Here is a 24,850-nt window from a genome sequence, read left to right as displayed (position 1 = left end):
GCCCAGGTCGCGGGCCGCCTGGTTGCGGCTGTTCATGGCGACGGTACGGGCGGATCGGGTTGCCTCAGTGCTCGTGGTGGTACGACCGGCCTGAGGCCGCCGCATTCGAGCCCGGGACAACGCTTCGTGGAGTAGTTGCATCTCGAAGGCTCCAGTCGGAACGTTCAACATCGTCGTCTCTCTAACTGCCGATGTGGCACCGGCGTAGTTGGTACTGGTCGGGAACATGTCAGGCTGCCAGCCGGACCGCGCCACGCGCCTCGGAGAGCCCACTGGCCTCCAGGCGCGCCTCGGCCTCGACCCGAAGTGCGGCGTCACGAGCGACGTCCTCCTTACGCGGACGGCCACGGGGCCGCTTGCGCGGAACGACCGCGCCACGCTCGAAGATCTCGCCGCCCCAGACGCCCCACGGCTCCGCACGCTCCACCGCTCCGGCCAGGCACTCGACGCGCAGCGGGCAGTCCCCGCAGAGCGACTTGGCCAGCTCGAGCTCGGCAGGCGAGTCGGAAAACCACAGGTCGGGGTCGAACTTCCGACAGGGCAGGTTCGCCTCCATCTCGACGGTTAAGTCGACGGGGGCCAACGCCAGACTCATCGCCCGGTCACCTCTCTCTCACACTTCGATCTCGTGGATCGCATTCCGACGTACTTCGGCGGGGCAAAAAACTAAGGCCGCGGATCCCGGTATGCGGGTTCCGCGGCCTCAAGGTGAGCCGGTGTCTGATGGTCAGACCGGTCTACCTCGAGGTGGAACGCCGCGGATATCCATGCGCTTCTTGGCGACCTGGATGCCCTTGCCCGTGAAGCCACTGGTCCCCTCGACTCCGGTGGCCGGTGCAACGGTCAGGTTCAGCTCGGCCTGAACCTGGTGCACCTGCGGAACCGACGGTCGCGTGGCCGCGAGGGCCACCCAGACAGCCGACAGCGGAGCGTGGACAGACGGCATCGCCGCCAGACGCTCATAGGTGAAGATCTCCACGGGTGCCACCTCCCTCACGTTCCTCGAATCGACTGGACCGACCCCTTGAGCAGCCGGAATGGCGCCGCTCGCGTGGTGTGTTCTGAGGCTATTCCTCGCCCGGGGGCGAGGGCAAACGAATTTACGACGAGATTTCGAAAGTTTTCTCTGGGCAGACGTCGTCCACCCCCGCACCCCCCACGAGGGCCAGCACCGACTCGCCGTAGAGGCCCAATTTTCGGGGGCCGATGCCGGCGATGGCGATCAACTCCTCCGGTCGGCCGGGACGTCGCTCGGCCAGCGCGACAAGCGTGGCGTCGGTGAAGACCACGTACGCCGGGACCTTCTGCGCGCCGGCCACCCGCTGCCGCCACTCGCGTAGCCGTTCGTGCAGCTCATCGTCGATATCGGAGGGACAGGTGGGGCAGCGACCGAGCTTGCGGTCCGGGCCGGCGAGCAGGGTGGCGCCGCAGATCCGGCAGGACACGATCTGCGTCCGGCGCCGCTCCGGGCGACGCGCCGGGCCGGTGCCGGCAGAGGCCCGCTCGGTTCCGCCGGAGCGGTCCAGTTGGGGCAGGAACCGCGACGGCCGCCGGGCCCGACCGCCCGGCGAGCGGGCTGCGGCGTACGACAGCCAGAGCCACTCCCGAGCCCGGGTGATCCCCACGTAGAGCAGTCGGCGCTCCTCCTCGACCTGCTCGACGGTCTTGGCGTACGTGGTGGGCAGGGTTCCCTCGGCGAGGCCGACCAGAAAGACGGCGTCCCACTCCAGCCCCTTGGCCGAGTGCAGCGACGCGAGGGTGACCCCGTCCACCGTCGGTACGTGCTGTTGGGCGGCGCGGCGGGCCAGTTCCTCGTTGAAGTCGGTGAGGGTGACCGGGCGCTCCACCGACGCCGCCTCGCCGATCGGCACCACCTCGGGGCTGGCCGCGTACTCCTCGGCGAGCTGGACCAGCGCGGCGAGCGCCTCCCAGCGCTCCCGGGCGGCACCCCCGGCCGGAGGCGAGTCGGGGGCCCAGCCGACCGCGGTGAGCGCCTCGACGACGGCGACCGGCAGCGGGGTCTCGCCCGGAATCGAGCGGGTGGCGGCGCGCAGCGCGACCATCGCCTGGCGCACCTCCGTCCGCTCGAAGAAGCGCTCGGCGCCCTGCACCACGTACGGCACCGCGGCCTCGGTGAGCGCCTTCTCGTACGCCTCGGACTGCGCGTTGATCCGGAACAGCACGGCGATCTCCTTGGCCGGCGTGCCCGCGTCGATCAGCGACCGGCAGCGGGCGGCCACCGCGTTCGCCTCGGCCGGCTCGTCGGTGAAGATCCGCAGGTCGGGTTCGGGGCCGGCCGGGCGCTGCCCGCTCAGCTCCAGCCGCAGTCGCGCCTCGGTGCCACGGGCCTGGGAGATCACCGCGTTGGCCAGCCCCACCACCTGCGGGGTGGAGCGGTAGTCGCGGACCAGCCGGACCACGGTGGCGCCCCGGTGTCGGCGCGGAAAGTCGACCAGGTACGCCGAGGTCGCCCCGGTGAACGAGTAGATGGTCTGGCTGGCGTCGCCGACCACGGTCAGGTCGTTGCGGCCGGCCAGCCAGGCGTCCAGCAACCGCTGCTGGAGTGGGTTGACGTCCTGGTACTCGTCGACCACGAAGTGCCGGTACTGGGTGCGGATCTGCTCGCCGACGTCCGGGTGCTCCTCGATGCCCCACACTGCGGCGCGCAGCATGTCCTCGAAGTCGATCACCCCGTTGGAGCGCTTGAGCTGCTCGTACGCGGTGAACACCTCGGCGACCTTCGCCGGCTCGTGCGGCGTGTCGCGCAGCGCGCGGGCCGCCGACACCACGTAATCCCCGGGCTCGACAAGCGACGACTTGGCCCACTCGATCTCGCCGGCCAGGTCCCGTGCGGCGGCCCGGTCGGTGCGCAGGCCGACCCGGGCCGCGGCGAGGGTGACCAGCCGCACCTTGCTGTCCAGCAGCTCGGGCATGGCCCGCCCGGCCAGCAGCCGGGGGGCGAAGTAGCGCACCTGGCGCAGCGCCGCCGCGTGGAACGTCCGCGCCTGCACACCACCGACCCCGAGCACGGTGAGTCGACTTCGCATCTCGGCGGCGGCCCGGGCGGTGAAGGTGACGGCGAGCACGTGCCGGGGGGATATCTCACCGGAGAGTGCCCGATGGGCGATCCGGGAGGTGATCGCGCGGGTCTTGCCGGTGCCGGCGCCGGCGAGGATGCAGACCGGGCCGGCGGGTGCGGTCACCGCGGAGCGTTGCTCAGGGTCCAGCCCGGCAAGTACGCGTTCCGACGCTGAGTGAACCACCACAACCAGGAATCATCTCAGCTCCTCCGGATGTTGTAGCGGACAGCCTCGGCTTGATCCGCAAGCCGGCGGCTGGAGGAGTTGGAGGGTCCGACCATGCTGACGATGTATTCCACCCCCTGGTGCGGCTACTGCCACCGGCTGAAGTCGCAGCTCGACCGGGAGGGCATCGGGTACGAGGTGGTCGACATCGAGGAGGACCCGAAGGCCGCGGAGTTCGTGATGAGCGTCAACGGCGGCAACCAGACGGTGCCGACGTTGCGCTTCGCCGACGGCAGCGCCCTGACCAATCCCTCGATCACCCAGGTCAAGCAGCACCTGGCGACCCTCACCGCCTGACCGGCCGAGTCGCCTCTTCCTGAACGGCCGCCCCACCCGGGCGGCCGTTCGTCGTGCCCGGCGCCGGTCACCGCCGGGGCGTGCGGGGGGTTCCCGTCGCCACCGGCTGGTCGATCTCGACCTCGGCCGGGCGGCGGGGCGCCGGAATTGACGGGTTCGTCGGCGAGGTGGGCGGCAGGGGCGGACGTGCTCCGGCCGGCGCGCTCAGGTGCCGACCCCGCCACAGGTAAGCGCCCGCCGCGAGGGTGGCCACCCCGACGAGCACGAACAGCGTCCGGTAGTCCAGGACGCCGACCAGCAGCGCGCCCACGCCGATGGAGAACGCCTGAGGGCCGCTCACCACCGCCTGGGTCGCCGCGGCGACCCGACCGACAAGCGCCGGCGGGGTACGCCGCTGGATCAGCGTGTGCAGCCCCACCATCGTCAGCGGAAGCGAGATGCCGGCCAGCAACACCGCCGCGAAGGCGAGCCGCAGGTCGGGGTACGCGAGCGCTAGCGCCGCCGGCCCGAAGAAGGCCACGCCGGCAGCCAGCGTGCCGACCTCGCCGAGCCGGCGGACCAGCGCCGGTGAGCAGAGCCCGCCGAGCAGCCCACCCACGCCCTGCACGGTGACCAGCACGCCCACGAACGCGGCGTTGCGGTCCAACCCCTGGTCGACGTAGGCGAAGATCAGCGACTCGCTGAAGCCCATCACCAACGACCCCAGCCCGTAGCCGAGCAGTGCCCGGCGCAGGGCCGGCACACCGGCCAGGTGTCGCAGGCCGGCCCCCAGCTCGGCGGGCCAGCGCAGCCGCAGGGTCGGCGACGCCGGCTGCGGGCTGGGCACCGTGGTCACCACCGCGGCCGCGGTCATGAAGCCGATCATGCCGATCCCGGCCAGCGCCCACCCGCCGAGCGCCGCGTAGAGCGCCGCGCCGGCCAGCGGGCCGATCAGCCGAAGCCCCTGGCGTACGGTCTGCAGCGCGCCGTTCGCCTCGGCCAGCAACTCCACCGGCACGAGTTGTCGGATCAGCCCGCTGAGCGCCGCGCCTAGTGTGATCGACGACAGGCCGTACAGGGCGGCGACCAGGTAGACGAGCCAGATGTCGCCCGCGTCCCGGACCGTGAACAGCGGGGTGAGCAGCGCCGCGGTGGCCAGGTTCGCGCCCACGAAGAAGGGACGGCGCGGGTACCGGTCGACGAACCAGCCGACCAGTGGCGCCAACGTCATCGGGGCGACGACGGCGAAGATGGTGCCGCCGGCGAGCCCGTTGGAGCCGGTCAGATCCTTGACCCAGATCGCGAGCGCGAGCAGCAGGATCGACTCGGCGGTCATGCTGGCCAGCAGACCGCCGAAGAGCAGGCGGAAGTCGGGTCGGCGCAGGACGGTGCGCATGGGGTCCCTCCGGCGGGGATGGCGCGCCCGGGGTGGGCGTGGTCGACGGGGCCGCGACCGCAGGTCCGTCGTCGTCCGGCGTACCCGTGGTCCATTTTTCGCAAGACACGCCCCCGCCGAAACCTCCGACGCCGGTCGCGCCGTCCATACTGACTGTGGGGGGCGAATTTCATACAGTTACCGTCGCGTCTGCGGCGGTCGACGGGAAAGAGGACACTGTGCCTCCTGCCGCACCCAGCCCGATCATGCGTCGCCGCAGGTTGGGCCTAGAGCTGCGCCGCCTGCGTGAGGCCGCGGGCCTCACCGGTGACCAGGTCATCGAACGGATCGGTTGGGCGTCCGCGTCCAAGCTGTCCCGGCTGGAGAACGGTCGTAGCCGGCCAGACCCGCAGGACGTCGCCGTTCTGCTCGACCTCTACGGTGCCGACGCGGCCCTGCGCGAGGAGCTGCTCGGAATCGCCGGCGAGGCCGGCGACATGCGGGGCTGGTTGAAGAACTTTCCGGTGATGACGCAGCAGCAGCGCAGCTGGGCCGAGTTGGAGGCGGGCTGCGCGGAGATCTCCGAGTACAACCCGGTGCTGGTGCCCGGCCTGTTGCAGACCGCCGGGTACGCGCAGGTCCGCATCGTCTCGGCCCGCCAGGTCGCCGAAAGCGCCGGCGAACCGAAGCCTGGCGATGAGCCGGAGACCGAGGTGCGTGCGCGACTGGCCCGCCAGTCGCTGCTGACCCGGGAGCCGCACGCGCCGCGTTACACCGCCGTGCTGGAGGAGGCGGCCCTCGGTCGCCGGGCCGGGCCGCCCGAGGTGCTGCACGAGCAACTGCGTCAGCTCTGTGAGCTGGCCCTGCTGCCCAACGTGACACTGCACGTGCTGCTCCGGGACACCCAGATCGGCGATTGGTACCTTCCGCCGACCGCGTTCTCCCTCTACCGGTTCGCCGATCCGCTCGATCCGGAGACATTGGCCATCGAAGGGGGGTTCACCGACGTCATGTCGACCGAGGCAATCGCGCTAAATCGCTATAAAGTGGTGTTCGAGTGGCTATGCACGGCGGCACTTAACGCCTCGGACACCCTCTCCTGGCTGATCGAGGCGACAGGACGGGTGACCGAGGCGACGCCCCCATCCACAGTGGTGTTCGGCTCGGCAACCGCGCCGGTCCAACGCCGCCGGGCTTCGGGGCGGCTGACGGAACTGTGATCCACAGGGGACCTCCGTCGGGGCGTGCGGCACCACTCGTCCCATCGGATCGGTTCACATCAGGAGCAGAACCATGAACGACATCCACAACACGCCGTCCGTCTCCGCCAACTCGTTGGCGGACGCGCCATGGCGTACGAGCACGCGCAGCCAGACCTCCAACTGCGTGGAGGTCGCCCCGCTGGGCACCGGCCCGTCGGCCGTCGCGCTACGCGACAGCAAGGACCGGGGTGGCCCGGTGCTGCTGTTCAACCGGGCGGGGTGGCTCGACTTCATCGCGGGAACGAAGACAGGTCAGTTCGACCTGGACTGAGCCGTCGAAAGGGGACGGGGCCGCCGGCAGTTCGCCGGCGGCCCCGTCGCGTTACCCGCCGCCGACCCGCTGACCAGGCATCCACCGATCGGATGACTCGCAATCAATAGGTGCGTTTCACTTGCTGGGACGAACACGCGGCGTAACATGACCCTTGAATTCATAGAACTTCCACCGGCTCATCCGTCGCGGTTCATCCGGAGACCCCCATGCGTTTCCTGATCGTTCGCACCGACATCCGCACCGTCGCCGACGGGGACATCGCCGCAGCCTGGGCGGATGGCCACCGACTCCGCGACGAGACGACCACGCCCGAGCCGCGCCGGCAGACCGTGCACGCGGAGGACCGGGACGCCGCGCTACTGCTGGCCCGGGCCCTCTCCACGGTCGGCGCGGTCCGCGCCGGCAGGCAACGGGTCAAGGTCCTCCCGCTCGGCGAGCCCCGACCCGCCTTCCTGCGCCGCCGCACCGGCACCTGACCCACCAGACGTCCGTCGTGGTCGACTCGGCTCCCCCGCCGCGTAACTCGCCCTAACCGACCACGGCGGCCCGTGTTCCCGGCCCGTGACCGTCGCGGCAACGGCGGCCACGGGCCGGGACCGTGCTCACCGACCGGTGTCCACCCAGCCGTCCAACCAGCGGTGGATGAGGAAAAGCGCGATCGACGACGGCGGAGGAAGGATCAGCCGGGCTCCATCGCCCACGTCCACGGTCCGCCCGGCCAGCGCCGCACCGACCTCGTCCCGGGAGAACCAGCGGGCGTACGCGATCTCCGACGGGTCGACCCGCACCGGTTCCGTGGGGTCCGCGGTGGCCAGGAAGCCCAGCATCAGCGACCCCGGGAACGGCCATGCCTGGCTGCCGGCGTACCCGATCCGGTCGATCCCGATGCCCACCTCCTCGCGGACCTCACGCAGCACGGCGGCCTCCGCCGACTCCCCCGGCTCGATGTAACCGGCCAGGCAGGAGTAGCGCCGACCGCCCGGTGTGCCCGACCAACCGGCGTTGTTGCCGAGCAGGCAGCGGCCGTCCGGCCCGTCGACGCCGTCGTGCACCAGCACGATCATCGCCGGATCGGTACGCGGCCAGATCCGCCCGCCGTTGCGGTCCACCCGGGACCAACCGGCCTCGTCCATCGCGGTCGGCGCCCCGCTCGTCGCCGAGTAGCCGTGCCGGGTGTGCCAGTTGACCAGCGCGAGCGCGGTGGTGAAGATGCCCGCCTCCCGGTCGGCCAGCAGGTGGCCCACCTCCCGCAGGTTGACCGCCCGGGTGCCGCGGAGCGCCGGCAGCCGCGCGTCGACCGCGAAGACCGGCACCCCGTCCGGCTCGACACCGAGGAACATCGCGGTCGCCTCGGAGCCGGCCGGCACGTCCTCCGCGCCGAACAACACAAGGGCCGGGGGCGACACGTCGGTACGGGCCAGCGTCCGCCCGTCGGTCGAGTCGAGCAGCAGCACCCGACCGCGCAGCCACGCCTCGGTCAGCCACTGCGAGTCGCCGCGCCGGTGCGCGACCCGGTCCAGGGTGGACCGGGCCAGCGGCGGCATCGTCTCCCCGCTCACGCCACGCCCGCCGCAGCCGGTGTGACCGGTCGGCTCACGACTGCACCGGCTCGGTCCGGATCTCGGTCAGCGCGGTCAGCGCGGGGGTGACCCGCTCCGCGTCGCCGAGCACCACGACCGCCGCCCGAGCCGGCGCGAGGTACTGCGCCGCGACCCGCGCGACGTCGTCGACGGTGGCCTTCGCCAACCGGGCCGCGTACTCGGCGAGGAAGTCCAGACGCAGGCCGCTGCCGGCGTACGCGCTGGTCAACGCCGCCAGACCGGCCTGGGTCGACATGCCGAGCTGGAGGGTGCCGAGGGCGTACTGGCGGGCCTGCTCCAGCTCCTCCGGCTTCGGCGGGAGCGACGCCAGCCGGCCCAGCTCGTACGTCGTCTCCAGCAGCGCCGGGCCGGTGACCTCGGTGGCCACCTCGGCGGCGGCGACCAGCACCGACCCGGCCACCGAGTGTTCGATCACCGAGTGCGGGCCGTACGTGTAGCCCTTGTCCTCGCGGATGTTCTCCACCCAGCGGGAGGAGAAGTAACCGCCGAAGATCAGGTTGGCCAGTTGCAGCGAGGCGTGGTCCGGGTCGGTGCGCGGCACCGCCGGCAGCGCCACCCGCAGCGAGGACTGCACCGAGCCGGGCCGGTCGACCAGCAGCAGCGGCCCCGGCTCCAGCGGCGGAGTGGCCGCCAGGGTGGCCGTACGCCCAGCGCCGACCCAACCGCCGAGCGCCCGCTCGACCGCGTCCAGGGCCTTCTCCGGCTGCACGTCACCGACCACCACCAACTGCGCGCCGGCCGGATGCACCCGCTCGGCGTGCAGGGTGCGCAGCGCCGCCGGCCGCACGGCGCGGATCTGGCTCGGCTCCGGGGTCTGCGTCGCGTACGGGTGCCGCCCGTAGATCCGCTTCAGCAACGCCTCCCGGGCCAGGTGCGCCGGCTGGCTCTGCGCGACCTGGATCCGATCGATGAGCCGGTCCCGTTCGGTGGCCACCTCGTCGCTGGGGTAGCTGGCGCCGGTCAGCACCTCGGCCATCAGCTCCAGCATCCGGTCCAGACCGGTCACCAGGCCGGCGCCCGAGAGCATCAGGCGGTCCGGATCGACCCCCGCGGACAGCCCGCCGCCCACCTTCTGCAGCTCGGCGGCGATCTGCACGCTGGTCATCGACTCGGTGCCGGAGAGCATGGTCTGCGAGAGCATCGCGCCGCGCGCCAGATGTGCCCGGCCGAACGGCACCCAGAGCCGCAGCTCGACCAGCGGCACCGCCGGCCGGCGTACGGCGATCACGGTGAGCCCGTTGCGCAGGGTGCGCTCGGACTGCTTGGGCACCTTGAGCTTGCGGGTGGGGCCGAGCGGAGGCAGCGTACGCGGCCCGGCAGACACGGTCGCCGTCATCGGGCACCTCCGGGAATGACCTCGATCGTGGCGCGCCGCTCCGGGCGCAGGGTGGCCGCAGCGGCTTGGACCTGCTCCTCGGTCACGTCGCCGACCAGCCGGGGCAGGTCGTTGAGCAGGCCCGGTTCGCCGCGCTGCTGTTCCAGTACGGCCATCTGGAGCGCCCGGCCGAGCACCGCGTCGGTGTCGCGCAGCAGGTGGGTCGCCATCCGGGCCTGAGTCCGGGCCAGCTCGCCGTCGGTCAGCCCGTCGGTGGCCAGCCGGTCCAGCTCCTCGTCGACGGTGCGCAGCACCTTGTCCACGTCGCCGCCCGGCGGCAGGTGCGCCTGGAGCAGCAGCGCGGTGGGGTCGCGCACGTCGAACGGGTCGCCCATGAAGCCGAGGTACCCGCTGAGGCCGGTCACCGAGCGGTCGCGCTGGACCAGCCGCTCCACCAGCCGTGACGCGTCACCGTCGGTGAGCACCTCGGCCAGCACGACGTACGGCAGGTAGCCGGCGAAGTCGGTGATCGGGTCGGGCACCCGCCAGGCGCCGGCCACCGCAGGCAGCGGTGCCAGGGCGTCGGTGTACGAGGTGCGCCGCTCGGCGGTCAGGTCGGGCTCGGTGAAGTCGGGCCGCTTCGGCGCCGGACGGGCCGGCACGTCGCCGAAGTGCCGGGTGACCAGCTCGGTCGCCTCGGCCACGTCGATGTCGCCGCTGACCGCCAACACCGCGTTGCCGCTGGCGTAGTAGCGGCGGAAAAAGTCCGCCGCGTCGGCGACGGTGGCCGACTCCAGGTCGTCGAAGGAGCCGTAACCGTCGTGCGCGTTGGGGAACGTGTCGAACATGACCGGCGGGAGGGTCAGCCAGGGGAAGCCACCGTACGGCCGGTTGAGCACGTTGACCCGGATCTCCTCCTTGACCACGTCGACCTGGTTGCGCAGGTTCTCCTCGGTCAGCCGGGGGCCGCGCATCCGGTCCGCCTCCAGGAACAGCGCGCGCTCCAGCGCGTTGCTCGGCAGCGTCTCGAAGTAGTCGGTGTAGTCCAGGTGGGTGGAGCCGTTGAAGGTGCCGCCGGCGCCCTGCACGTGCCGGAAGTGGGCTAGCTTCTCCAGGTTCTCCGAGCCCTGGAACATCAGGTGCTCGAAGAGGTGGGCGAAGCCGGTGCGCCCCTCGGGCTCGGACCGGATGCCGACGTCGTAGACCACCGCCACCCCGATCACCGGGGCACTGCGATCAGGGGTGAGCACCACCCGCAGGCCGTTGTCGAGGGTGAACCGCTCGACCGGATACTTCGTCGCTGGAATTCTGGATCTCCGCGCCGCCACGGGAACGACCCTAGCGCGTCGGCACCCCCGTCATCCGCGACCTCCCCGGAGCAGCCGCTACCGGGGCGGTGACCCGGGGCAGCACCTCGGCGCCGACCCGCTCGGCCTCCTCCCGGTGCGGCCAGCCGGAGAGGATGAATTCGTCGACGCCGAGCGCGGCGTACTCGTCGATCCGGGCCGCCACCTCGGCGTAGCTGCCGACCAGCGCGGTGCCGGCGCCCTCGCGGACCAGGCCGACGCCGGCCCAGAGGTTCGGTGCGACGGTGAGCTCGTCGGTGCGGCCGGCGTTCAGCGCGGCCATCCGGGCCTGGCCGACGGAGTCCATCCGGCGGAACCGGGCCTGGGCGGCGGTGATCCGCTCCGGGCTCATCCCGGCCAGCAGCCGGTCCGCCTCGGCCCACGCGTCGGCGCTGGTGGGCCGGGCGATGACGTGCAGCCGGAGGCCGGTGCGCAGGGCGCGGCCATGCTCGGCGGCGAGCGCCCGGATCCGGGTGACCCGGGCCGCGATCGCCGCCGGTGGTTCGCCCCACATCAGGTACGTGTCGGCGTGCCGGGCGGCCACCGTCTCGGCGGCCGGGGACGCGCCGCCGAAGTAGACCGGCGGCGGGTCGGCCAACGGGGTGGCCAGGCCACCGCCGTCGACCCGGTAGTGCGTTCCGGCGTGGTCGAAGGGGCGGCCGGCCCAGGCGCGGCGCAGCACCTCGATGAACTCCCCGGTGCGCGCGTAGCGGTCGTCGTGCCCCAGGAAGTCGCCGTACGCGCGCTGCTCGGCCGGGTCGCCGCCGGTCACGATGTTGAGCGCCAGCCGACCACCGGAGATGGCCTGGAACGCCTCGGCCTGCTGGGCGATCAGGGTGGGCAGCGCGAAGCCGGCTCGGATCGCGACCAGCATGCCGAGCCGCTCGGTGTGCTGGGAGACCGCCGCGCAGACGATCCACGGGTCGGGGCAGCCGGCGCCGACGGGGGTGAGGACGGCGGCGAAGCCGTTGGCCTCGGCGGCGCGGCCCACCTCGGCCAGGTACGCCACGGTCGCGGCCCGGTCATGGCGCGCGGCCCCGGCGGTGACGGTGGCGGCGCCGACCTGGTCGCCGTCGCCGGAGGTGGGCAGGAACCAATGGAAGGTCATCGCTCCGGTCACCCGCCTACCCTAGCGAACTGGTAGGAAATGCCGACATATCTGAGACGCGTCTTCCCGCTATGTGGATGGGGCTTGACGCTGCCGCCACCCTGGCCCACTCTTCCTACCAACTAAGTAGGAATACTGCGGATTGGATAGGACGATGAGACGCCTCCCCCTGCGCCGGTTGGTCACCCTGGCCACCCTCGCCGCCGTCGGCACGGCCACCCTGGGCACCGCCGCCGCGTGCGGCGACGACAGCGAGGGCGCGGGCGGCAGCTCCGGGCCAGTGACCCTCCGGCTCGGCTACTTCCCCAACATCACGCACGCGCCGGCGGTGGTCGGCGTGGAGAAGGGCATCTTTGCCGAGAAGCTCGGCGCTGACGTGAAGCTGGAGCCGAAGACGTTCAACGCGGGTCCGGCCGCCATCGAGGCCGTCTTCTCCGGCGCGCTCGACGCGACCTACATCGGCCCGAACCCCACCGTGAACGCGTTCTCCAAGTCCAATGGGGAGGCGGTCCGGGTCGTCTCCGGCGCGGCCTCCGGGGGCGTGGCGCTGGTGGTCAAGCCGGGCATCAACGGAGCGCAGGACCTCAAGGGCAAGAAGATCTCCACCCCCCAGCTGGGTAACACCCAGGACGTGGCGATCCGCTACTGGCTCAAGCAGCAGGGGCTGACCACCACCAAGGAGGGCGGCGGCGACGTCAAGATCGTCCCGCAGGAGAACGCCCAGACGGTGGAGACGTTCAACAGCGGCGCCATCGACGGTGCCTGGGTGCCCGAGCCCTTCGTCTCCCGCCTGATCAACGCCGGCGGCAAGGTGCTGGTCGACGAGCGCGACCTGTGGCCGGACGGGAAGTTCGTCATCACCAACCTGCTGGTCAGCACGAAGTTCCTCAAGGCACACCCGGACGTCGTGCAGAAGCTGGTCGAGGGCCAGGTCGCCGCGAACGAGTTCGTCAACACCAAGCCGGACGAGGCCCAGCAGGCCATCTCCGAAGCGATCGGCAAGATCACCGGTAAGCCGCTGGACCTGAAGCTGATCAAGCAGGCGTGGCCGACGTTGGAGTTCACCAACGACCCGATCCCCTCCTCGCTCAAGGCCGGGCTCGACCACGCCGTCGAGGTCAAGCTGACCGACCCGGTGAACCTCGACGGCCTGTACGACCTGTCGTACCTCAACAAGGCGCTCAAGGCCGCGGGGAAGCCCGAGGTCGTCCAGCCATGACGTCGACCACGACGACGCCGGGAAGCGCGACCACCGCGGTCGCGCTCTCCGGCGTGACCAAGGTGTACGGACGCGGGGAGAGCGCTGTACTGGCCCTCGACGGCGTGTCCCTGGACGTGGCACCCGGTGAGTTCGTCTGCCTGGTCGGCGCCTCCGGCTGCGGCAAGAGCACCCTACTCAACCTGGTCGCCGGCCTGGACCGGCCCAGCGGCGGGCAGATCGACCTGGCCGGCGACATCACCCCTGGGCTGATGTTCCAGGAGCCGGCGCTCTTCCCCTGGCTGACCGTCGACGCCAACGTCGACTTGCCGCTGAAACTGCGCGGCCTGCCCCGGTCCAAGCGACGCGAACGGGTGGCTGAGCTGCTGCGCACGGTGCACCTGGGCGAGTTCGGCCGCAAGCGGCCGCACGAGCTGTCCGGCGGCATGCGGCAGCGGGTAGCGCTCGCCCGCACCCTGGCGCTGGACACGCCGGTGCTGCTGATGGACGAGCCGTTCGGCGCGCTGGACGCCATGACCCGGGACATCCTGCACGACGAGCTGGAACGCATCTGGTCCGAACGCAACCTCTCGGTGCTCTTCGTCACGCACAACGTCCGCGAGGCGGCCCGGCTGGCCGACCGCATCATCCTGCTCTCCAGCCGCCCCGGCCGGATCATCTACTCCACCGAGGTGAACATCCCCCGGCCACGGCGGATCGACTCCCCCGAGGTCGCCGCCATCGCCGCCGACGTCACCGAACGGCTCCGCACGGAGGTGGGCCGCCATGGCCAATGACACCCTGACCAGCACAGCGCGGACCGACGCGCAGATCTCCGGCCTCGACGCGCTGGAGATCGCCGGTCGGGAGCCGGAGGTCTCCCGGGGCAAGCGGATCTGGGCGGCCACCTGGCCCAAGCTGGCCGCGTTGGCCATCGTCATCGCGGCCTGGCAGCTGGTGGTCTGGTCGGGCTGGAAGCCGCCGTACTCGCTGCCCGGCCCACTGGTCGTCGGCCGCGAGCTGGTCAACCAGGCCCAGGGCCCACAGCTCTGGGACGGTCTGGTCACCACGCTGCGACGGGCCGCCCTCGGGTACGTCTTCTCCGTCGCCGTCGGTCTGCTGGTGGGCCTGGCGGTGGCCCGGTTCAAGGTCCTCCGGGCCGCCATCGGCTCGATGATCACCGCGTTGCAGACCATGCCGTCGATCGCCTGGTTCCCGCTGGCCATCCTGCTGTTCGAGCTGAGCGAGAAGGCGATCTTCTTCGTGGTGGTGCTCGGCGCGGCACCGTCCATCGCCAACGGGGTCATCTCCGGTGTGGACTACGTGCCACCGCTGCTGCAGCGCGCCGGCCGCAACCTGGGTGCCCGAGGGCTCAACCTCTACCGGTACGTGATCGCGCCGGCCGCGCTGCCGGCGATCGTCGCGGGGCTCAAGCAGGGTTGGGCGTTCTCCTGGCGGAGTCTGATGGCCGGCGAACTGCTCGTGGTCGGCATCTCGCAGACCTCGCTCGGTGCCCAGCTCACCTACTCACGCGAGCTGTCCGACGCGCCCTGGCTGCTCTCCACAATGATCGTCATCCTGACGCTCGGCCTGGTGGTGGACGCGGCGTTCGGCGCGGCGGACAAGTCGATCCGTCGGCGCTGGGGCGTACTGGACCAGGCTGGTCAGTGACGTGTACGTCTCCGCGCGCAGCGACTACGCGCTCCGGGCCATGCTCGCCATCGCCGCCGCCGTTCGCGGCGGCGGCGGTGGCGGTGGTGGTGACGGTGCCGAGTTGGTGAAGGCGGCCAGCCTGGCCGAGGTGCAGGAGATTCCGCTCAGCTTCCTCCAGGGCATCCTGCTCGACCTGCGCCGGGCCGGCCTGCTGCACAGCCATCGCGGCGCCGAGGGCGGGTACGCGTTGACCCGGCCACCCAAGGAGATCACCGTCGGGGACGTGCTGCGCGCGGTCGGCGGCTCGCTGACCACGGTACGAGGGCTGCCCGCCGAGCGAGCCGGATACCACGGGGTGGCCGCGGGGCTCACCGACGTCTGGCTGGCCGTGCACGGGGCGATCGCCACCGTGGTCGACAGCACCACCCTCGCCGACCTGCTCGACCGCGAATCGACCGACCGAGCACCCACCGCATCATGATCGCCTGGTCCGGCCGCCCACTGCGGTGGCGGTGTGGTCGGGCCGGTGCCCCGCCGGCCCGACCACACCTCGTACCGAGCTGACCGGGCCTGCCCCTCCGCCGGCGCCGGTCGGCCGGTCACTGCTCAGCCCACGTGCCCGACCGTCGGGCCAGAGCCCGGGTCGCCGGGGCTGCGCAGCTCCACCAGACCGGCGGGAGCGTTGCCCGTCGCGGTGGTCTGCCAGGGCATGAAGGCCGCAACCATGGCGAGCAGCAACCCGGCGAGCGCGACCGCGACCACCAGGGTCAGTTCCCGCAGCGCTCCCGAGCCGGCTTCGCCCGCCATGGCCACCCCTTCCGCGCCGAGCCCCCCGCCCGGCGTCCCCCCGGTGGTCAGCTTTGCCCACATCGCGCCGGAAAACAGTCGGCCAGCCGACCCAACCGAGGCTGATTGCCGACTCAGCCGAACAGCCGGGGCCGCGACCATCCGGCCGTTGACGCGGGGCCAGAACCGGACCACCCGGAAGACAAACCGACCCGCCCAGCCGAAGCGGGACGGGTCGGTCAGGATGTGAACGGTCAGACGGTACGCGGGCGACGCGGCCGGCGGGACCGACCCGACGCGCGGTGCGCCGGCCGGGCGGCGCCATCGGCGACCGGACCAGCGGCGGCGCGGCCCCGACCAGCGGCCACCGGCGGGGCCACAATGGTCACCGGCACGCCGGACGGCTCGCGGGCGCCGGTCACCCGGGCCAGCGACCCGTCACCCGGGCGGACCTGGACCGACTCGGGCCGGATGCCGGCGATGGACATCAGCCGAGACATGTCCCGGCGCTGCTCGGGCAGGACCAGGGTGACCACGCTGCCGGACTCGCCGGCCCGGGCGGTCCGACCGCCCCGGTGCAGGTAGTCCTTCGCCTCGGTCGGCGGGTCCACGTTGACCACCATGTCGAGGCCGTCGACGTGGATGCCCCGGGCCGCCACGTCGGTGGCGACCAGAGCGGTCACCTGGCCGTTGCGGAACTGCTCCAGGATCCGGGTGCGCTGCGGCTGGGACTTGCCGCCGTGCAGCGCGGCCGCGCGTACCCCCTTGGAGAGCAACTGACGCGCGAGCCGGTCGGCGCGGTGCTTGGTGCCCATGAACAGGATGGTGCGGCCCTCGCGGGCGGCGATCCGGGTCAGCGCGTCGGGCTTGTCGACCGCGTCGACGTGCAGCACGTGGTGGGTCATCGCAGTGACCGTGGCGGTGCCCGGGTCGACCGAGTGGGTCACCGGGTTACTCAGGAAGCGGCGGACCAGGCGGTCCACGCCGCCGTCCAGAGTCGCGGAGAAGAGCATCCGCTGCCCCTGCGGGGCGACCTGCTCCAGCAGCTTGGTCACCTGCGGCAGGAAGCCCATGTCGGCCATCTGGTCGGCCTCGTCCAACACGGTGATCTCGACCTGGTCGAGCCGGGCGTCACCGCGGTTGATCAGGTCGTGCAGCCGGCCGGGGGTCGCCACGACCACCTCGGCGCCGGCGCGCAGCGCGTCCGCCTGGCGCTGCAACGACAGCCCACCGACGATGGTGGCGCAGCGCAGCCCGACGGCGCGGGCGTACGGAGCCAGCGCGGTGGTCACCTGCTGGGCCAACTCCCGGGTCGGCACCAGCACCAGGGCCAGCGGACGACCCGGCCGGGCCTTGCGGCCGGCGGTACGCGAGAGCAGCGGAAGCCCGAAGGCAAGGGTCTTGCCGGAGCCGGTGCGGCCCCGTCCGAGCACGTCCCGACCGGCCAGCGAGTCGGGCAGCGTGGCCGACTGGATCGGGAACGGCTCGTTGATGCCCTGCGTGGTCAGCGCGCTGAGCAGCGCCGGCGCCAGACCGGTGTGGGCAAAGGACGGAATAACTGTGGTCACGCAGGAGCCTTCCTCGACGCGGCACGTGTCGAGGGAGGGCGCCGAAGTCGGCGCTGTCACCAGCGGAAAAGGCCGCCAGGACTCACAAGCACGAACCGATTAGGGTACGGGCCGGCCCGCCGCCGGGCCGCCGCCTGCCTAGGCAGGTCGACGGCGGGGCGGGCCGGTCCCGTCACCGTCTCACCCGGAGGGCGCGACGGGTAGTACCGACCGATCCGAAGATCAGATCGGACGGATGTTCTCCGCCTGCGGGCCCTTCTGGCCCTGGGTCACCTCGAACTCGACCCGCTGGTTCTCGTCCAGGCTCCGGTAGCCGGAGGACTGGATCGCCGAGAAGTGGGCGAAGACGTCAGCGCCGCCGCCGTCCGGGGTGATGAAGCCGAAGCCCTTGTCAGCGTTGAACCACTTCACGGTGCCAATAGCCATGTGTTTCGTCTCCTTGACGGAACGTCGGACCCGCACTTGTTGCCGGTCCGAAGAGGAGCGCTCCGCGCGGGAATGCGCGAATCGCCTGTCGCTTCTGGTCGCCCCGCCCGGAGAACTCCGGACACAACAAAGAGCGCCTGGGGCCACAATTCCCGCCAGGCGCACACAGAGTCTCTGGTAACCAAAACTGCAACCCGTTCAAGCTAGCACGGATTTCCCCGCAGCGGTCAACCTTGGGCGGAATGCTCTGGCAAATGCGCGATCAAGGCCGTGAGCCCCGCCACATCCAGCAGGTCGGCCGGCCGGACCGTCGCCCCGGCCCGCACGTAGTGGAACGCCGCGCCCACCCGATCGACGGGCACACCCGCCAACTCCGCCCACGCCAGCCGGTACACGGCCAACTGCACCGCCGCCACCTCCGCCGCCGGCCCGACGGGCTGCGCGCCGGTCTTCCAGTCGACCACGTCGAACCGGCCACCCGGGCGGGCGAAGACCGCATCCATCCGCCCTCGCACCACCACGCCGGCGATCACCGTGGCGAACGGCACCTCCACCTCCACCGGCACCCGGTCGGCCCACTCGCTGGCCAGGAAACGCTCCTGAAGCTCCACCAACGCCTCATCCGGCGCCGCGTCCGCGTCCGCCGCGCCGGGAAGCTCATCCAGGTCGAGCAGCCGGTCGGCACCGAAGCGCTGCTCCAGCCAGGCGTGGAAGGCGGTGCCACGACGGGCGTACGGGTTGGGCTCGGTCGGCACCGGGCGGCGCAGCGTACGCGCCAGCGCCGCCGGGTCACGGCGCAACGCGACCAGCTGGGTGACGCTCAACTGCCCGGGCAGGGCCACCTCCACCGCGCCCGACAGCCGGGTCAGCTCGGCCCGCTCGGCCAGCAGCAGGTCCGCCTCGCGCCGCCAGCGCGCCACCTCCGGATCCACCTCCGGCTCGGCCGGGCCACCGGAGACCACCACCTGCGCCGGGCCGTCGGTCATCAGTCGGCGGACCAGCCCCGCAGCCTCGGACAACTCCGGCCGACGGCCACCCAGCGGATCGGCCGGCCACTCCGCGCGCAGCACCACCTCCGCCGTCGGGTTCGTGGCATCCGGCGTGGGCTCCGGCGCCCACGCGTCGACCAGGTGCCCCGGGCCGCCGTCCAGGCAGGTGTCGTACACCTCACTCAGGAAGACCGACGGACCTCGCGGCCGCTTGGTCCCCTCCCCCCACCAGTACCCGGAGCAGAGCAGCAGCCGACGCGGCCGGGTCACCGCCACGTACGTCAGCCGGCGCTCCTCCCGCTCGTCGTGGGCCCGCCACGCGTCGGTGAAGTCGGTCACCGCCCGGGCCACCGCCCGCTGGTCGACCGCCTCGTCGAGCGCCAACTCGGGCAACCCGTCGGCGTCGCCGCGCAGCGGGAACGGCAACACGCCCAGCCCACCCAACCAGTGATCGGAGTTACGCACCGGCCCGGGCCACAGCCCACGACACAGCCCGGCCACCGCCACCACGTCCCACTCCAGGCCCTTCGCGGCGTGCGCGGTCACCACCTGCACCGCGCCCTCCACCACCTCGACCTCGCCCGGTGCCAGGCCACGCTCCTCGTCCTCGGCGGCGGCCAGGTAGGACAGGAAACCGGCGAGGGTCGCGCCGGGCGTCTCCCCGCTGAACCGGGCCGCCACGTCGCCGAGAGCGTCCAGGTGACCCCGGGCCAGACCGGCGTCGCCGGCGCCGTCCCGGCCGGCCCGCACCGCGACCTCCACGTCCAGGCCGATGGTCCGCTCGATGTCCGCGATCAGATCCGGCAGGGCCTGGTCCAGGCGGTAGCGCAACAACGCCAACTCCCGGCCGTACGCGCGCAGCCGCGCGAAGCCCTCCGCCGAGTACGCCTGCGCCGGGCCGAGATCGGCCAGCGCCTCCACCAGGGTCGCCTCGTCCAGGAGGTCAGGGCTGATCTCCGAGTTGTCGTCGGCGGCCACCTGGCGTCGGGCGTTGGCGATCGCCCGAGCCCGCCGGTGCAACGCCACCAGGTCACGCGGCCCGATCCGCCAGCGGGCGCCGGTGAGCAGCCGCAGCAGCGCCGCCCCATCGGTCGGATCGGCCAACACCCGCAACGTGCACACCACGTCCCGCACCTCGGGGGTGTCCAGCAGGCCACCCAGGCCCACCACCTCCACGGGCAGGCCACGCTCGCGCAACGCCGACTCGATCGCCGGGATCTGACTGCGGACCCGGACCAGCACGGCGGTGGTCGGCCGCTGCGCCACCGGAATGTGCTCGGGTGCCGCACCGGGCATCCGAGCCGCCCCCCGCCATGCGGCGAGCACGCTGTCGGCGATCCACGCCGCCTCGTCGGCGTACGTGGGCAGCAGCGCGCAGTGCACCGTGCCGCCGGCCGACCCCCCCGGGCTGCGATGCGGGATCGGGTCGCGGACGGTCAACGCGGAGCGCAGCTCCGGCACCCGCGCGCCGGCCGCGCGCAGCGGGGTGGAGAGCGCGTTAGCCACCCGCAGGATCTCCGGACGGTTACGCCAACTGGTGGTCAGCCCGAGCGCCGCGGCCGGCTCGCCGTCGGTCCGCGCGAACTCGGTGGGAAACCGGTCCAGGGTTCCGGCGCTGGCACCCCGCCAGCCGTAGATCGACTGGCACGGGTCACCCACCGCCGTCACCGGGTGCCCCCCGCCGAACAACGCGTTGAGCAGCACCACCTGCGCATGGCTGGTGTCCTGGTATTCGTCGAGCAGCACCGCCCGGAACCGGTCCCGCTCGATCTCGCCGACCCCCGGATGATCCCGGGCCACCCGGGCCGCCCGGGCGAGCTGGTCGGCGAAGTCCATCGCCTCGAAGTCCTCCTTGCGCCGGGCGTACGCCCGCACCAGCGGCAGCAGACGCAGCCGGGTCTGTTGGAGGGTGAGCGCCTTGCGCACGTCCGCGTAGACCCGACCCGGGCGGGACTGCACCTCCGCGAAGAACCGACCCGTCCAGGCGGCCAGCTGATCCGGGGCGACCAGGTGCTCGTCCAGCTCCCCGGCGAGCGCCAACACCGCGTCGGTGATGGTGCTCGGCATCCGGTCCACCTCGGACATGTCGCCGTCGTAGTTGCGCACCAGCAGATCGACCAACTGCCAGCGGGACGCCTCGGTGAGCAGCCGCGTGGACGGCTCGTACCCGGCCCGCAGCCCGTGCTCGGTGACGATCCGCCCGGCGTACGAGTGGTACGTGGAGACGGTCGGCTCACCGGCGAGCGGGTCGTCCAGCGGGTCCCGCCCCTGCCGGCCAACCCGGCGGATCAACTGGTCGAGCCGGGTACGGACCCGGTGGGCCAGCTCACCCGCCGCCTTGCGGGTGAACGTCAACCCGAGGATCTGCTCCGGGCGCACGTACGAGTTGGCCACCAGCCACACCACCCGGGCGGCCATCGTCTCGGTCTTGCCCGACCCGGCCCCCGCGACCACCAGCAGCGGCTCCACCGGGGCGGCGATGATCGCGGCCTGCTCCCGGGTGGGCGCCGGCAACCGCAGCAGCTTGGCCAGCTCCACCGGCGTGTACCGAGGGCCGGAGTCCGCGCGGCGCGGCGTCGGTGCCGGACCGGCCCCGAACAGGGTGGGCTGACTCACGGTGCAAACTCTGTTCGCGACTGCGGGGCTCGCAACACCGGCTCACTCCTCGCGCTCACGGTGCTATCGCTGTTCGCGACTGCGGGGCTCGCAACACCGGCTCACTCCTCGCGCTCACGGGTGCGCCGGACGGTCGGCGGCTCGACGACCTGGCGGCCCTGCCCGGAGACCGGGCAGCTGGTACGCACCGGGCAGACCCGGCACTTCGAGTTGGCCACCGCGGCGAACGTGGCGGCTGCCATCGTATCGGCGGTCCGCCGAACCAGCGCCGTCGCCCAGCCGGCCGCCGGACCCTCGCCCGCCGCCGGCTGGTTCTGCTCCCGGGCATCCTTCGCGGAGGTGCCGAGCTGCACGAGCGCCGCGCCACCGGACTCGTCGCCGAACTCGGCGAACGCCCCCGCCTCCACCGCCGCCTGGTAGGCGCCGAGCTGCGGATGCTCGGCCAACTCGGTGCCGGTGACCGCGGTGGACTTGCCGGTCTTCAGGTCGATCACCACCAGCCGCCCGTCCTCGTCGACCTCCAGCCGGTCGACCCGACCGGTCAGGTGGACCGGCCGGTGCGGATCGTCCAGGCGGACCGCGAACTCATGCTCGATGGCGAGCAGCCGGCGCGGGTTGGTGGCCAGCCAACGCAGCAGCTTGTCGACCATCGCCTCGGCGCGCTCCCGCTCCGGGCCGGCCATCCAGCGGGCGGCCAACTCGATCGCGTCGAACCGGGCGGCCACGTAGTCGAGCAGCGCCCCCCGGTCGGCGCTGGCGTCCTCGGCCAGCATCGCGGCGGCGTGCACCAGGTTGCCCACCCCCTGCGCCGTGCTGGTCGGGCCGCTGCCGCCGTGCCGTTCCAGCAGCCAGCGCAGGCTGCACCGCAGCGCGCTCTCCATCGCCGACGGGGTGACCCGGACCGGCTCCCCCTCGTCGACCAGCGGCCGGTCGTCGGAGAGCGCGCGCAGCCCCCACCAGTCGTCCGGGTGCGCGCCGGGCACGCCGGCGGCGGCGAGCCGCGCCAGTTCGGCCGCCGCCGCGCGCCGCCGGCCGGCCGGGGCGGCCGGGTCGGTGATGGCGGTACGCAGTTCCGCGACCAACGCCGGCAGAGTGAGCGCCCGGGGCGGACGGGTCACCGGCAGAGCCCCCGGCCGGTCCGGCCCATCGTCGCCATCGCCAGCCGAGCCGCCATCGCCAGCCGCACCGTCGCCGCCGGGCGTGGTGTGCGGGTCGTCGCCGTCGGGGGGACCAGCGGTCGGCGGGCCGGTGCGCGGGCCGGGCGTCGAGGGCGGATCGACCGGCCCGGAGCCGTCCGGCGGGGCCGGTGGGGTGATCGGGCGTAGCTCGTGGAGGAACCGGCTCGGCTGTTCCTCGTGGTCGTCCCCGCCGACCGCCGCCGACGCCACCGCGCTGACCAGCAGTCGGTGCCGGGCGCGGCTGATGGCGACGTGGAACAGCCGGCGTTCCTCGTCCAACAGCGCCGAGGTCTGTCCCACGACGTTCGCCGCGCGGGCACCCCCCACGGACCGGCCGGCGAGCACGTCGACCAGCCGTTCCGAGCCGAGCAGGCTGCCGCGCAGTCGCAGGTCCGGCCAGATGCCCTCCTGCACGCCGGCCACCGCGACCAGGTCCCACTCCAGACCCTTCGCGGCGTGCGCGGTGAGCAACCGGACCGCGGCACCCCGATCGGCGGTCGGCGCGATGGTGTCCGCCGGGAGGTCCTGGGCGAGCACGTGGTCGAGGAAGACCTCGGTACGGGCGCCGGGCAGCCGGTCGGTGAAGCGGGCCGCCGCGTCGAAGAGCACCAGCACCGCGTCCAGGTCCCGGTCGGCCGCCTCGGCCCGCCGCCGCCGAGCCAGGTCCCCCTCACCGGCCTCCGGACGCCCCTGGCCGATCGCGCCCGCCCAGCGCTCGGCCAGCCCGCTGTCATGCCAGACGGCCCAGAGCACGGTCTCGGCGGTCGCGCCGGGCCGGGCGGCGGCGTCCCGGGCGGTGGCGAGCAGCCCGGCCACCGCCTGGGCCGGCTCCGCCCACCGCCGGTCGATGCTGGCCAACTCGGCCGGGTCGCCCAGCGCCTCGACGATCAGCTCCCCGGACGGCCGTCGGTCACCACCGGCGAGCGCCATCGCGCGCAGGCCCTGCCGCAGCCGCCGCTCGGCCAGCGGGTCCGCTCCGCCCAGCGGCGAGTGCAGCAGCGCGACGGCCGCCTCCTCGTCCAGTCGCTTCGGCTCCAGCGCGCAGCGCAGCAGGAGCAGCAGCGGCGCCACCGCCGGTTGGAGATGCAGCGGCAGGTCCTCGCCGTGCACCACGGTCGGTACGCCGGCCGCGTGCAGCGCCCGTTGCAGGCTGGGCAACTGCAGCGCGGTGGAGCGCACCAGCACCGCCATCCGCGACCATGGCACGCCGTCGAGCAGGTGGGCGGAGCGCAGCGCGTGCGCCAACCAGGCGGCCTCACTGGTCGCCGAGCGGAACGTGTGCACCTCGACCACGCCGGCGGGCGCATCCGGCAGGGGACGCAGCCGGCGGTGCGCCGCAGGGCCGCGCAACCGGCGGCCCAGCCGGGCGATCGCGGCGAGCAGGTCGGGCCCGGCCCGGTACGACGTGGTCAGCAGCACCTGCGCGGCCGGCGCACCGGAGGCGGTGCGGAAACGGTGTGGGAAGGCGCTGACCGCGGCCGGGTCGGCGCCCCGGAAGGCGTACGTGGAGGAATCCGGGTCGGCGAACGCGACAAGCGACTTGCCGGCGCCGGCGATCACCGACAGCAGTTCGACCTGGGCGGGGTCGGTGTCGGCCAGCTCGTCGACGTACACGTGGGCGAGTCGGCGACGCTCGGCGGCCAGCAGTTCCTCGTCGTCGCGCAGCAGCCCGGTGGCCGCGCGGACCAGTTCCGCCGGGTCGTACGCGATCGAGCCCCGGTTGCTGACGTCGCGCAGCGCGAGCACCGCGACGTACTCCCGCAGGAAGCGCGCGGCGGCCGGCCAGTCGGCGCGGCCGAGCTTCTCGCCCAGCCGGGCCAGGTCGACCGGCCCGACACCGCGCTCGGCGGCGCGCATGAGCAGGTCGCGCAGTTGACTGGCGAACGCCCTGGTCCGCAGGGCCGGGCGCAGGTCGGTGGGCCAACCGACCGGGTCGTCCTCGGGCTCCTCGCCCACCACGTCCAACAGCTCGCGGATGATCAGATCCTGCTCGGGGCCGGTGAGCAGGCGGGGCGACGGCTCGCCGCGTTCGGCGGCGGCCCGGCGCAGCAGCCCGAAGGCGTACGCCGGGAAGGTGCGGACCAGCGGCTCGCGCAGCACCCGGTGGCCGTCCTGCGCGACCCGGGCCTCGATGCGCTGGCGCAGCGCGGTGGCGCCACGGCGACCGAAGGTCAGCACGAGGATCCGCTCGGGATCGACCCCCTCGGCGACCCGGGCGGCGACCGCCTCGACGAGGGTGCTGGTCTTGCCGGTGCCGGGGCCGCCGAGCACCAGCATCGGCCCGTCGGTGTGCCCGACGACCTCCGCCTGCGCCGGGTCGACCCGCCAACCCAGCCCTCCGACGGCAAGCACGGCCTCGGTGGCCTCGGTGGCCCCACCGACCCCGTACACCTCGGCCTCGGACACGGCATGACCCTCGGCCACGGCGTTGCCCGCGGACACGGCATGGCCCTGGGACGCACCGCTGCCGGCGGGCACGACGCCGCTGGCCGGCGCGCCCCCGCCCTCCGGCGCCGGCCCACCGGACCGCCGCACCAACCGGTACGCCTGCATCAGCTCATCCCATCACGCCCA

The 24,850-nt window shown here is 72.9% G+C and carries 21 protein-coding genes; 8 read left to right on the top strand and 13 right to left on the bottom strand.

What is annotated here, in order from left to right:
• Positions 1-229 precede the first annotated feature (229 nt).
• The 3 genes from ABZ780_RS15945 to ABZ780_RS15935 form a co-directional block, all read right to left on the bottom strand.
• Complete coding sequence (locus ABZ780_RS15945; RefSeq protein WP_357007417.1) at positions 230-595, bottom strand: WhiB family transcriptional regulator; 366 nt, start codon at positions 593-595, stop codon at positions 230-232.
• Positions 596-727: 132 nt separating this feature from the next.
• Entirely contained in the window at positions 728-979 is a 252-nt protein-coding gene (locus tag ABZ780_RS15940) for a hypothetical protein (RefSeq protein ID WP_357007414.1), read from the bottom strand.
• A gap of 121 nt (positions 980-1,100) precedes the next feature.
• Positions 1,101-3,266, bottom strand: a complete 2,166-nt coding sequence (locus ABZ780_RS15935; protein WP_357486451.1) for an ATP-dependent DNA helicase UvrD2 — start codon at positions 3,264-3,266, stop codon at positions 1,101-1,103.
• A 93-nt stretch (positions 3,267-3,359) separates the two neighbouring features.
• Here ABZ780_RS15935 and ABZ780_RS15930 point away from each other — a divergent pair, with 93 nt between their 5' ends.
• Positions 3,360-3,602 (top strand): mycoredoxin, encoded by a 243-nt coding sequence (locus ABZ780_RS15930; RefSeq protein WP_357007408.1) that lies wholly within the window; start codon positions 3,360-3,362, stop codon positions 3,600-3,602.
• A 67-nt stretch (positions 3,603-3,669) separates the two neighbouring features.
• Here ABZ780_RS15930 and ABZ780_RS15925 read toward each other — a convergent pair whose 3' ends face one another.
• Positions 3,670-4,977, bottom strand: a complete 1,308-nt coding sequence (locus ABZ780_RS15925) for an MFS transporter (RefSeq protein WP_357007405.1) — start codon at positions 4,975-4,977, stop codon at positions 3,670-3,672.
• A 218-nt stretch (positions 4,978-5,195) separates the two neighbouring features.
• On the opposite strand from ABZ780_RS15925, the gene ABZ780_RS15920 reads away from it, so the two are divergent.
• The 3 genes from ABZ780_RS15920 (at position 5,196) to ABZ780_RS15910 (ending at position 6,968) form a co-directional block, all read left to right on the top strand.
• On the top strand, positions 5,196-6,176 hold the full coding sequence (locus tag ABZ780_RS15920; protein WP_357007402.1) for a helix-turn-helix transcriptional regulator: 981 nt from the start codon (positions 5,196-5,198) through the stop codon (positions 6,174-6,176).
• A 73-nt stretch (positions 6,177-6,249) separates the two neighbouring features.
• Positions 6,250-6,489 (top strand): DUF397 domain-containing protein, encoded by a 240-nt coding sequence (locus ABZ780_RS15915; RefSeq protein WP_357007399.1) that lies wholly within the window; start codon positions 6,250-6,252, stop codon positions 6,487-6,489.
• Between the two features lie 209 nt (positions 6,490-6,698).
• The gene (locus tag ABZ780_RS15910; protein WP_357007396.1) at positions 6,699-6,968 is read left to right on the top strand and encodes a hypothetical protein; all 270 of its coding nucleotides are present in this window, start codon (positions 6,699-6,701) and stop codon (positions 6,966-6,968) included.
• A 126-nt stretch (positions 6,969-7,094) separates the two neighbouring features.
• Here the strand turns inward: ABZ780_RS15910 and nudC are convergent, their stop codons facing one another.
• Genes nudC through ABZ780_RS15890 form a run of 4 tightly spaced genes read right to left on the bottom strand, consistent with a single transcriptional unit; the run spans position 7,095 to position 11,874 of the window.
• Positions 7,095-8,036, bottom strand: coding sequence for an NAD(+) diphosphatase (gene nudC, locus ABZ780_RS15905; protein WP_357008194.1), 942 nt, complete (start codon positions 8,034-8,036; stop codon positions 7,095-7,097).
• Positions 8,037-8,085: 49 nt separating this feature from the next.
• The gene (locus tag ABZ780_RS15900; RefSeq protein ID WP_357007393.1) at positions 8,086-9,429 is read right to left on the bottom strand and encodes a pitrilysin family protein; all 1,344 of its coding nucleotides are present in this window, start codon (positions 9,427-9,429) and stop codon (positions 8,086-8,088) included.
• Complete coding sequence (locus ABZ780_RS15895; protein WP_357007390.1) at positions 9,426-10,736, bottom strand: pitrilysin family protein; 1,311 nt, start codon at positions 10,734-10,736, stop codon at positions 9,426-9,428. Before ABZ780_RS15895 ends, ABZ780_RS15900 begins: the two co-directional genes overlap by 4 nt.
• A 10-nt stretch (positions 10,737-10,746) precedes the next feature.
• Positions 10,747-11,874, bottom strand: a complete 1,128-nt coding sequence (locus ABZ780_RS15890) for an LLM class flavin-dependent oxidoreductase (RefSeq protein WP_357486449.1) — start codon at positions 11,872-11,874, stop codon at positions 10,747-10,749.
• A 142-nt stretch (positions 11,875-12,016) separates the two neighbouring features.
• On the opposite strand from ABZ780_RS15890, the gene ABZ780_RS15885 reads away from it, so the two are divergent.
• From ABZ780_RS15885 to ABZ780_RS15870, 4 genes are read left to right on the top strand one after another with little or no spacing between them, the layout of a single operon-like run.
• Positions 12,017-13,081, top strand: coding sequence for an ABC transporter substrate-binding protein (locus ABZ780_RS15885; protein ID WP_357007384.1), 1,065 nt, complete (start codon positions 12,017-12,019; stop codon positions 13,079-13,081).
• A complete protein-coding gene (locus ABZ780_RS15880) occupies positions 13,078-13,857 on the top strand; it encodes an ABC transporter ATP-binding protein (protein ID WP_357007381.1) in 780 nt (259 codons plus the stop codon). The genes ABZ780_RS15885 and ABZ780_RS15880 overlap by 4 nt, the downstream gene beginning before the upstream one ends.
• Entirely contained in the window at positions 13,847-14,731 is an 885-nt protein-coding gene (locus ABZ780_RS15875; protein ID WP_357007378.1) for an ABC transporter permease, read from the top strand. Before ABZ780_RS15880 ends, ABZ780_RS15875 begins: the two co-directional genes overlap by 11 nt.
• Before the next feature lies 1 nt (position 14,732).
• Positions 14,733-15,194 (top strand): Rrf2 family transcriptional regulator, encoded by a 462-nt coding sequence (locus ABZ780_RS15870; protein WP_357486447.1) that lies wholly within the window; start codon positions 14,733-14,735, stop codon positions 15,192-15,194.
• Between the two features lie 125 nt (positions 15,195-15,319).
• On the opposite strand, the gene ABZ780_RS15865 is transcribed toward ABZ780_RS15870, so the two are convergent.
• From ABZ780_RS15865 to ABZ780_RS15845, 5 genes are all read right to left on the bottom strand, one after another.
• A complete protein-coding gene (locus ABZ780_RS15865) occupies positions 15,320-15,520 on the bottom strand; it encodes a hypothetical protein (RefSeq protein WP_357486445.1) in 201 nt (66 codons plus the stop codon).
• A 233-nt stretch (positions 15,521-15,753) separates the two neighbouring features.
• Entirely contained in the window at positions 15,754-17,067 is a 1,314-nt protein-coding gene (locus ABZ780_RS15860) for a DEAD/DEAH box helicase (RefSeq protein ID WP_357007370.1), read from the bottom strand.
• A gap of 222 nt (positions 17,068-17,289) precedes the next feature.
• Positions 17,290-17,493 carry a cold-shock protein gene (locus ABZ780_RS15855; RefSeq protein ID WP_101369720.1) on the bottom strand — a complete coding sequence of 68 codons (204 nt, stop codon included), beginning with the start codon at positions 17,491-17,493 and terminating at the stop codon, positions 17,290-17,292.
• A 227-nt stretch (positions 17,494-17,720) separates the two neighbouring features.
• Positions 17,721-21,098 carry an ATP-dependent DNA helicase gene (locus tag ABZ780_RS15850; protein WP_357486443.1) on the bottom strand — a complete coding sequence of 1,126 codons (3,378 nt, stop codon included), beginning with the start codon at positions 21,096-21,098 and terminating at the stop codon, positions 17,721-17,723.
• A 101-nt stretch (positions 21,099-21,199) separates the two neighbouring features.
• Positions 21,200-24,829 (bottom strand): ATP-dependent DNA helicase, encoded by a 3,630-nt coding sequence (locus tag ABZ780_RS15845; RefSeq protein ID WP_357486441.1) that lies wholly within the window; start codon positions 24,827-24,829, stop codon positions 21,200-21,202.
• Positions 24,830-24,850: the final 21 nt, after the last annotated feature.

This window comes from Micromonospora sp. NPDC047467 (genome assembly GCF_040643095.1).
In the GTDB taxonomy this organism is placed as follows: Bacteria; Actinomycetota; Actinomycetes; order Mycobacteriales; family Micromonosporaceae; genus Micromonospora.
Note: the sequence above shows the minus strand (reverse complement) of the source record. Positions and strands in the feature narration are given on the sequence as shown.

Bases quoted from the DNA above. Each gene is read 5' to 3' on its own strand.
- ABZ780_RS15945 (WP_357007417.1), bottom strand. From the start codon at position 595: ATGAGTCTGGCGTTGGCCCCCGTCGACTTAACCGTCGAGATGGAGGCG.
- ABZ780_RS15930 (WP_357007408.1), top strand. From the start codon at position 3,360: ATGCTGACGATGTATTCCACCCCCTGGTGCGGCTACTGCCACCGGCTG.
- ABZ780_RS15925 (WP_357007405.1), bottom strand. From the start codon at position 4,977: ATGCGCACCGTCCTGCGCCGACCCGACTTCCGCCTGCTCTTCGGCGGT.
- ABZ780_RS15915 (WP_357007399.1), top strand. From the start codon at position 6,250: ATGAACGACATCCACAACACGCCGTCCGTCTCCGCCAACTCGTTGGCG.
- ABZ780_RS15910 (WP_357007396.1), top strand. From the start codon at position 6,699: ATGCGTTTCCTGATCGTTCGCACCGACATCCGCACCGTCGCCGACGGG.
- nudC (WP_357008194.1), bottom strand. From the start codon at position 8,036: ATGCCGCCGCTGGCCCGGTCCACCCTGGACCGGGTCGCGCACCGGCGC.
- ABZ780_RS15900 (WP_357007393.1), bottom strand. From the start codon at position 9,429: ATGACGGCGACCGTGTCTGCCGGGCCGCGTACGCTGCCTCCGCTCGGC.
- ABZ780_RS15885 (WP_357007384.1), top strand. From the start codon at position 12,017: ATGAGACGCCTCCCCCTGCGCCGGTTGGTCACCCTGGCCACCCTCGCC.
- ABZ780_RS15880 (WP_357007381.1), top strand. From the start codon at position 13,078: ATGACGTCGACCACGACGACGCCGGGAAGCGCGACCACCGCGGTCGCG.
- ABZ780_RS15875 (WP_357007378.1), top strand. From the start codon at position 13,847: ATGGCCAATGACACCCTGACCAGCACAGCGCGGACCGACGCGCAGATC.
- ABZ780_RS15865 (WP_357486445.1), bottom strand. From the start codon at position 15,520: ATGGCGGGCGAAGCCGGCTCGGGAGCGCTGCGGGAACTGACCCTGGTG.
- ABZ780_RS15855 (WP_101369720.1), bottom strand. From the start codon at position 17,493: ATGGCTATTGGCACCGTGAAGTGGTTCAACGCTGACAAGGGCTTCGGC.
- ABZ780_RS15845 (WP_357486441.1), bottom strand. From the start codon at position 24,829: ATGCAGGCGTACCGGTTGGTGCGGCGGTCCGGTGGGCCGGCGCCGGAG.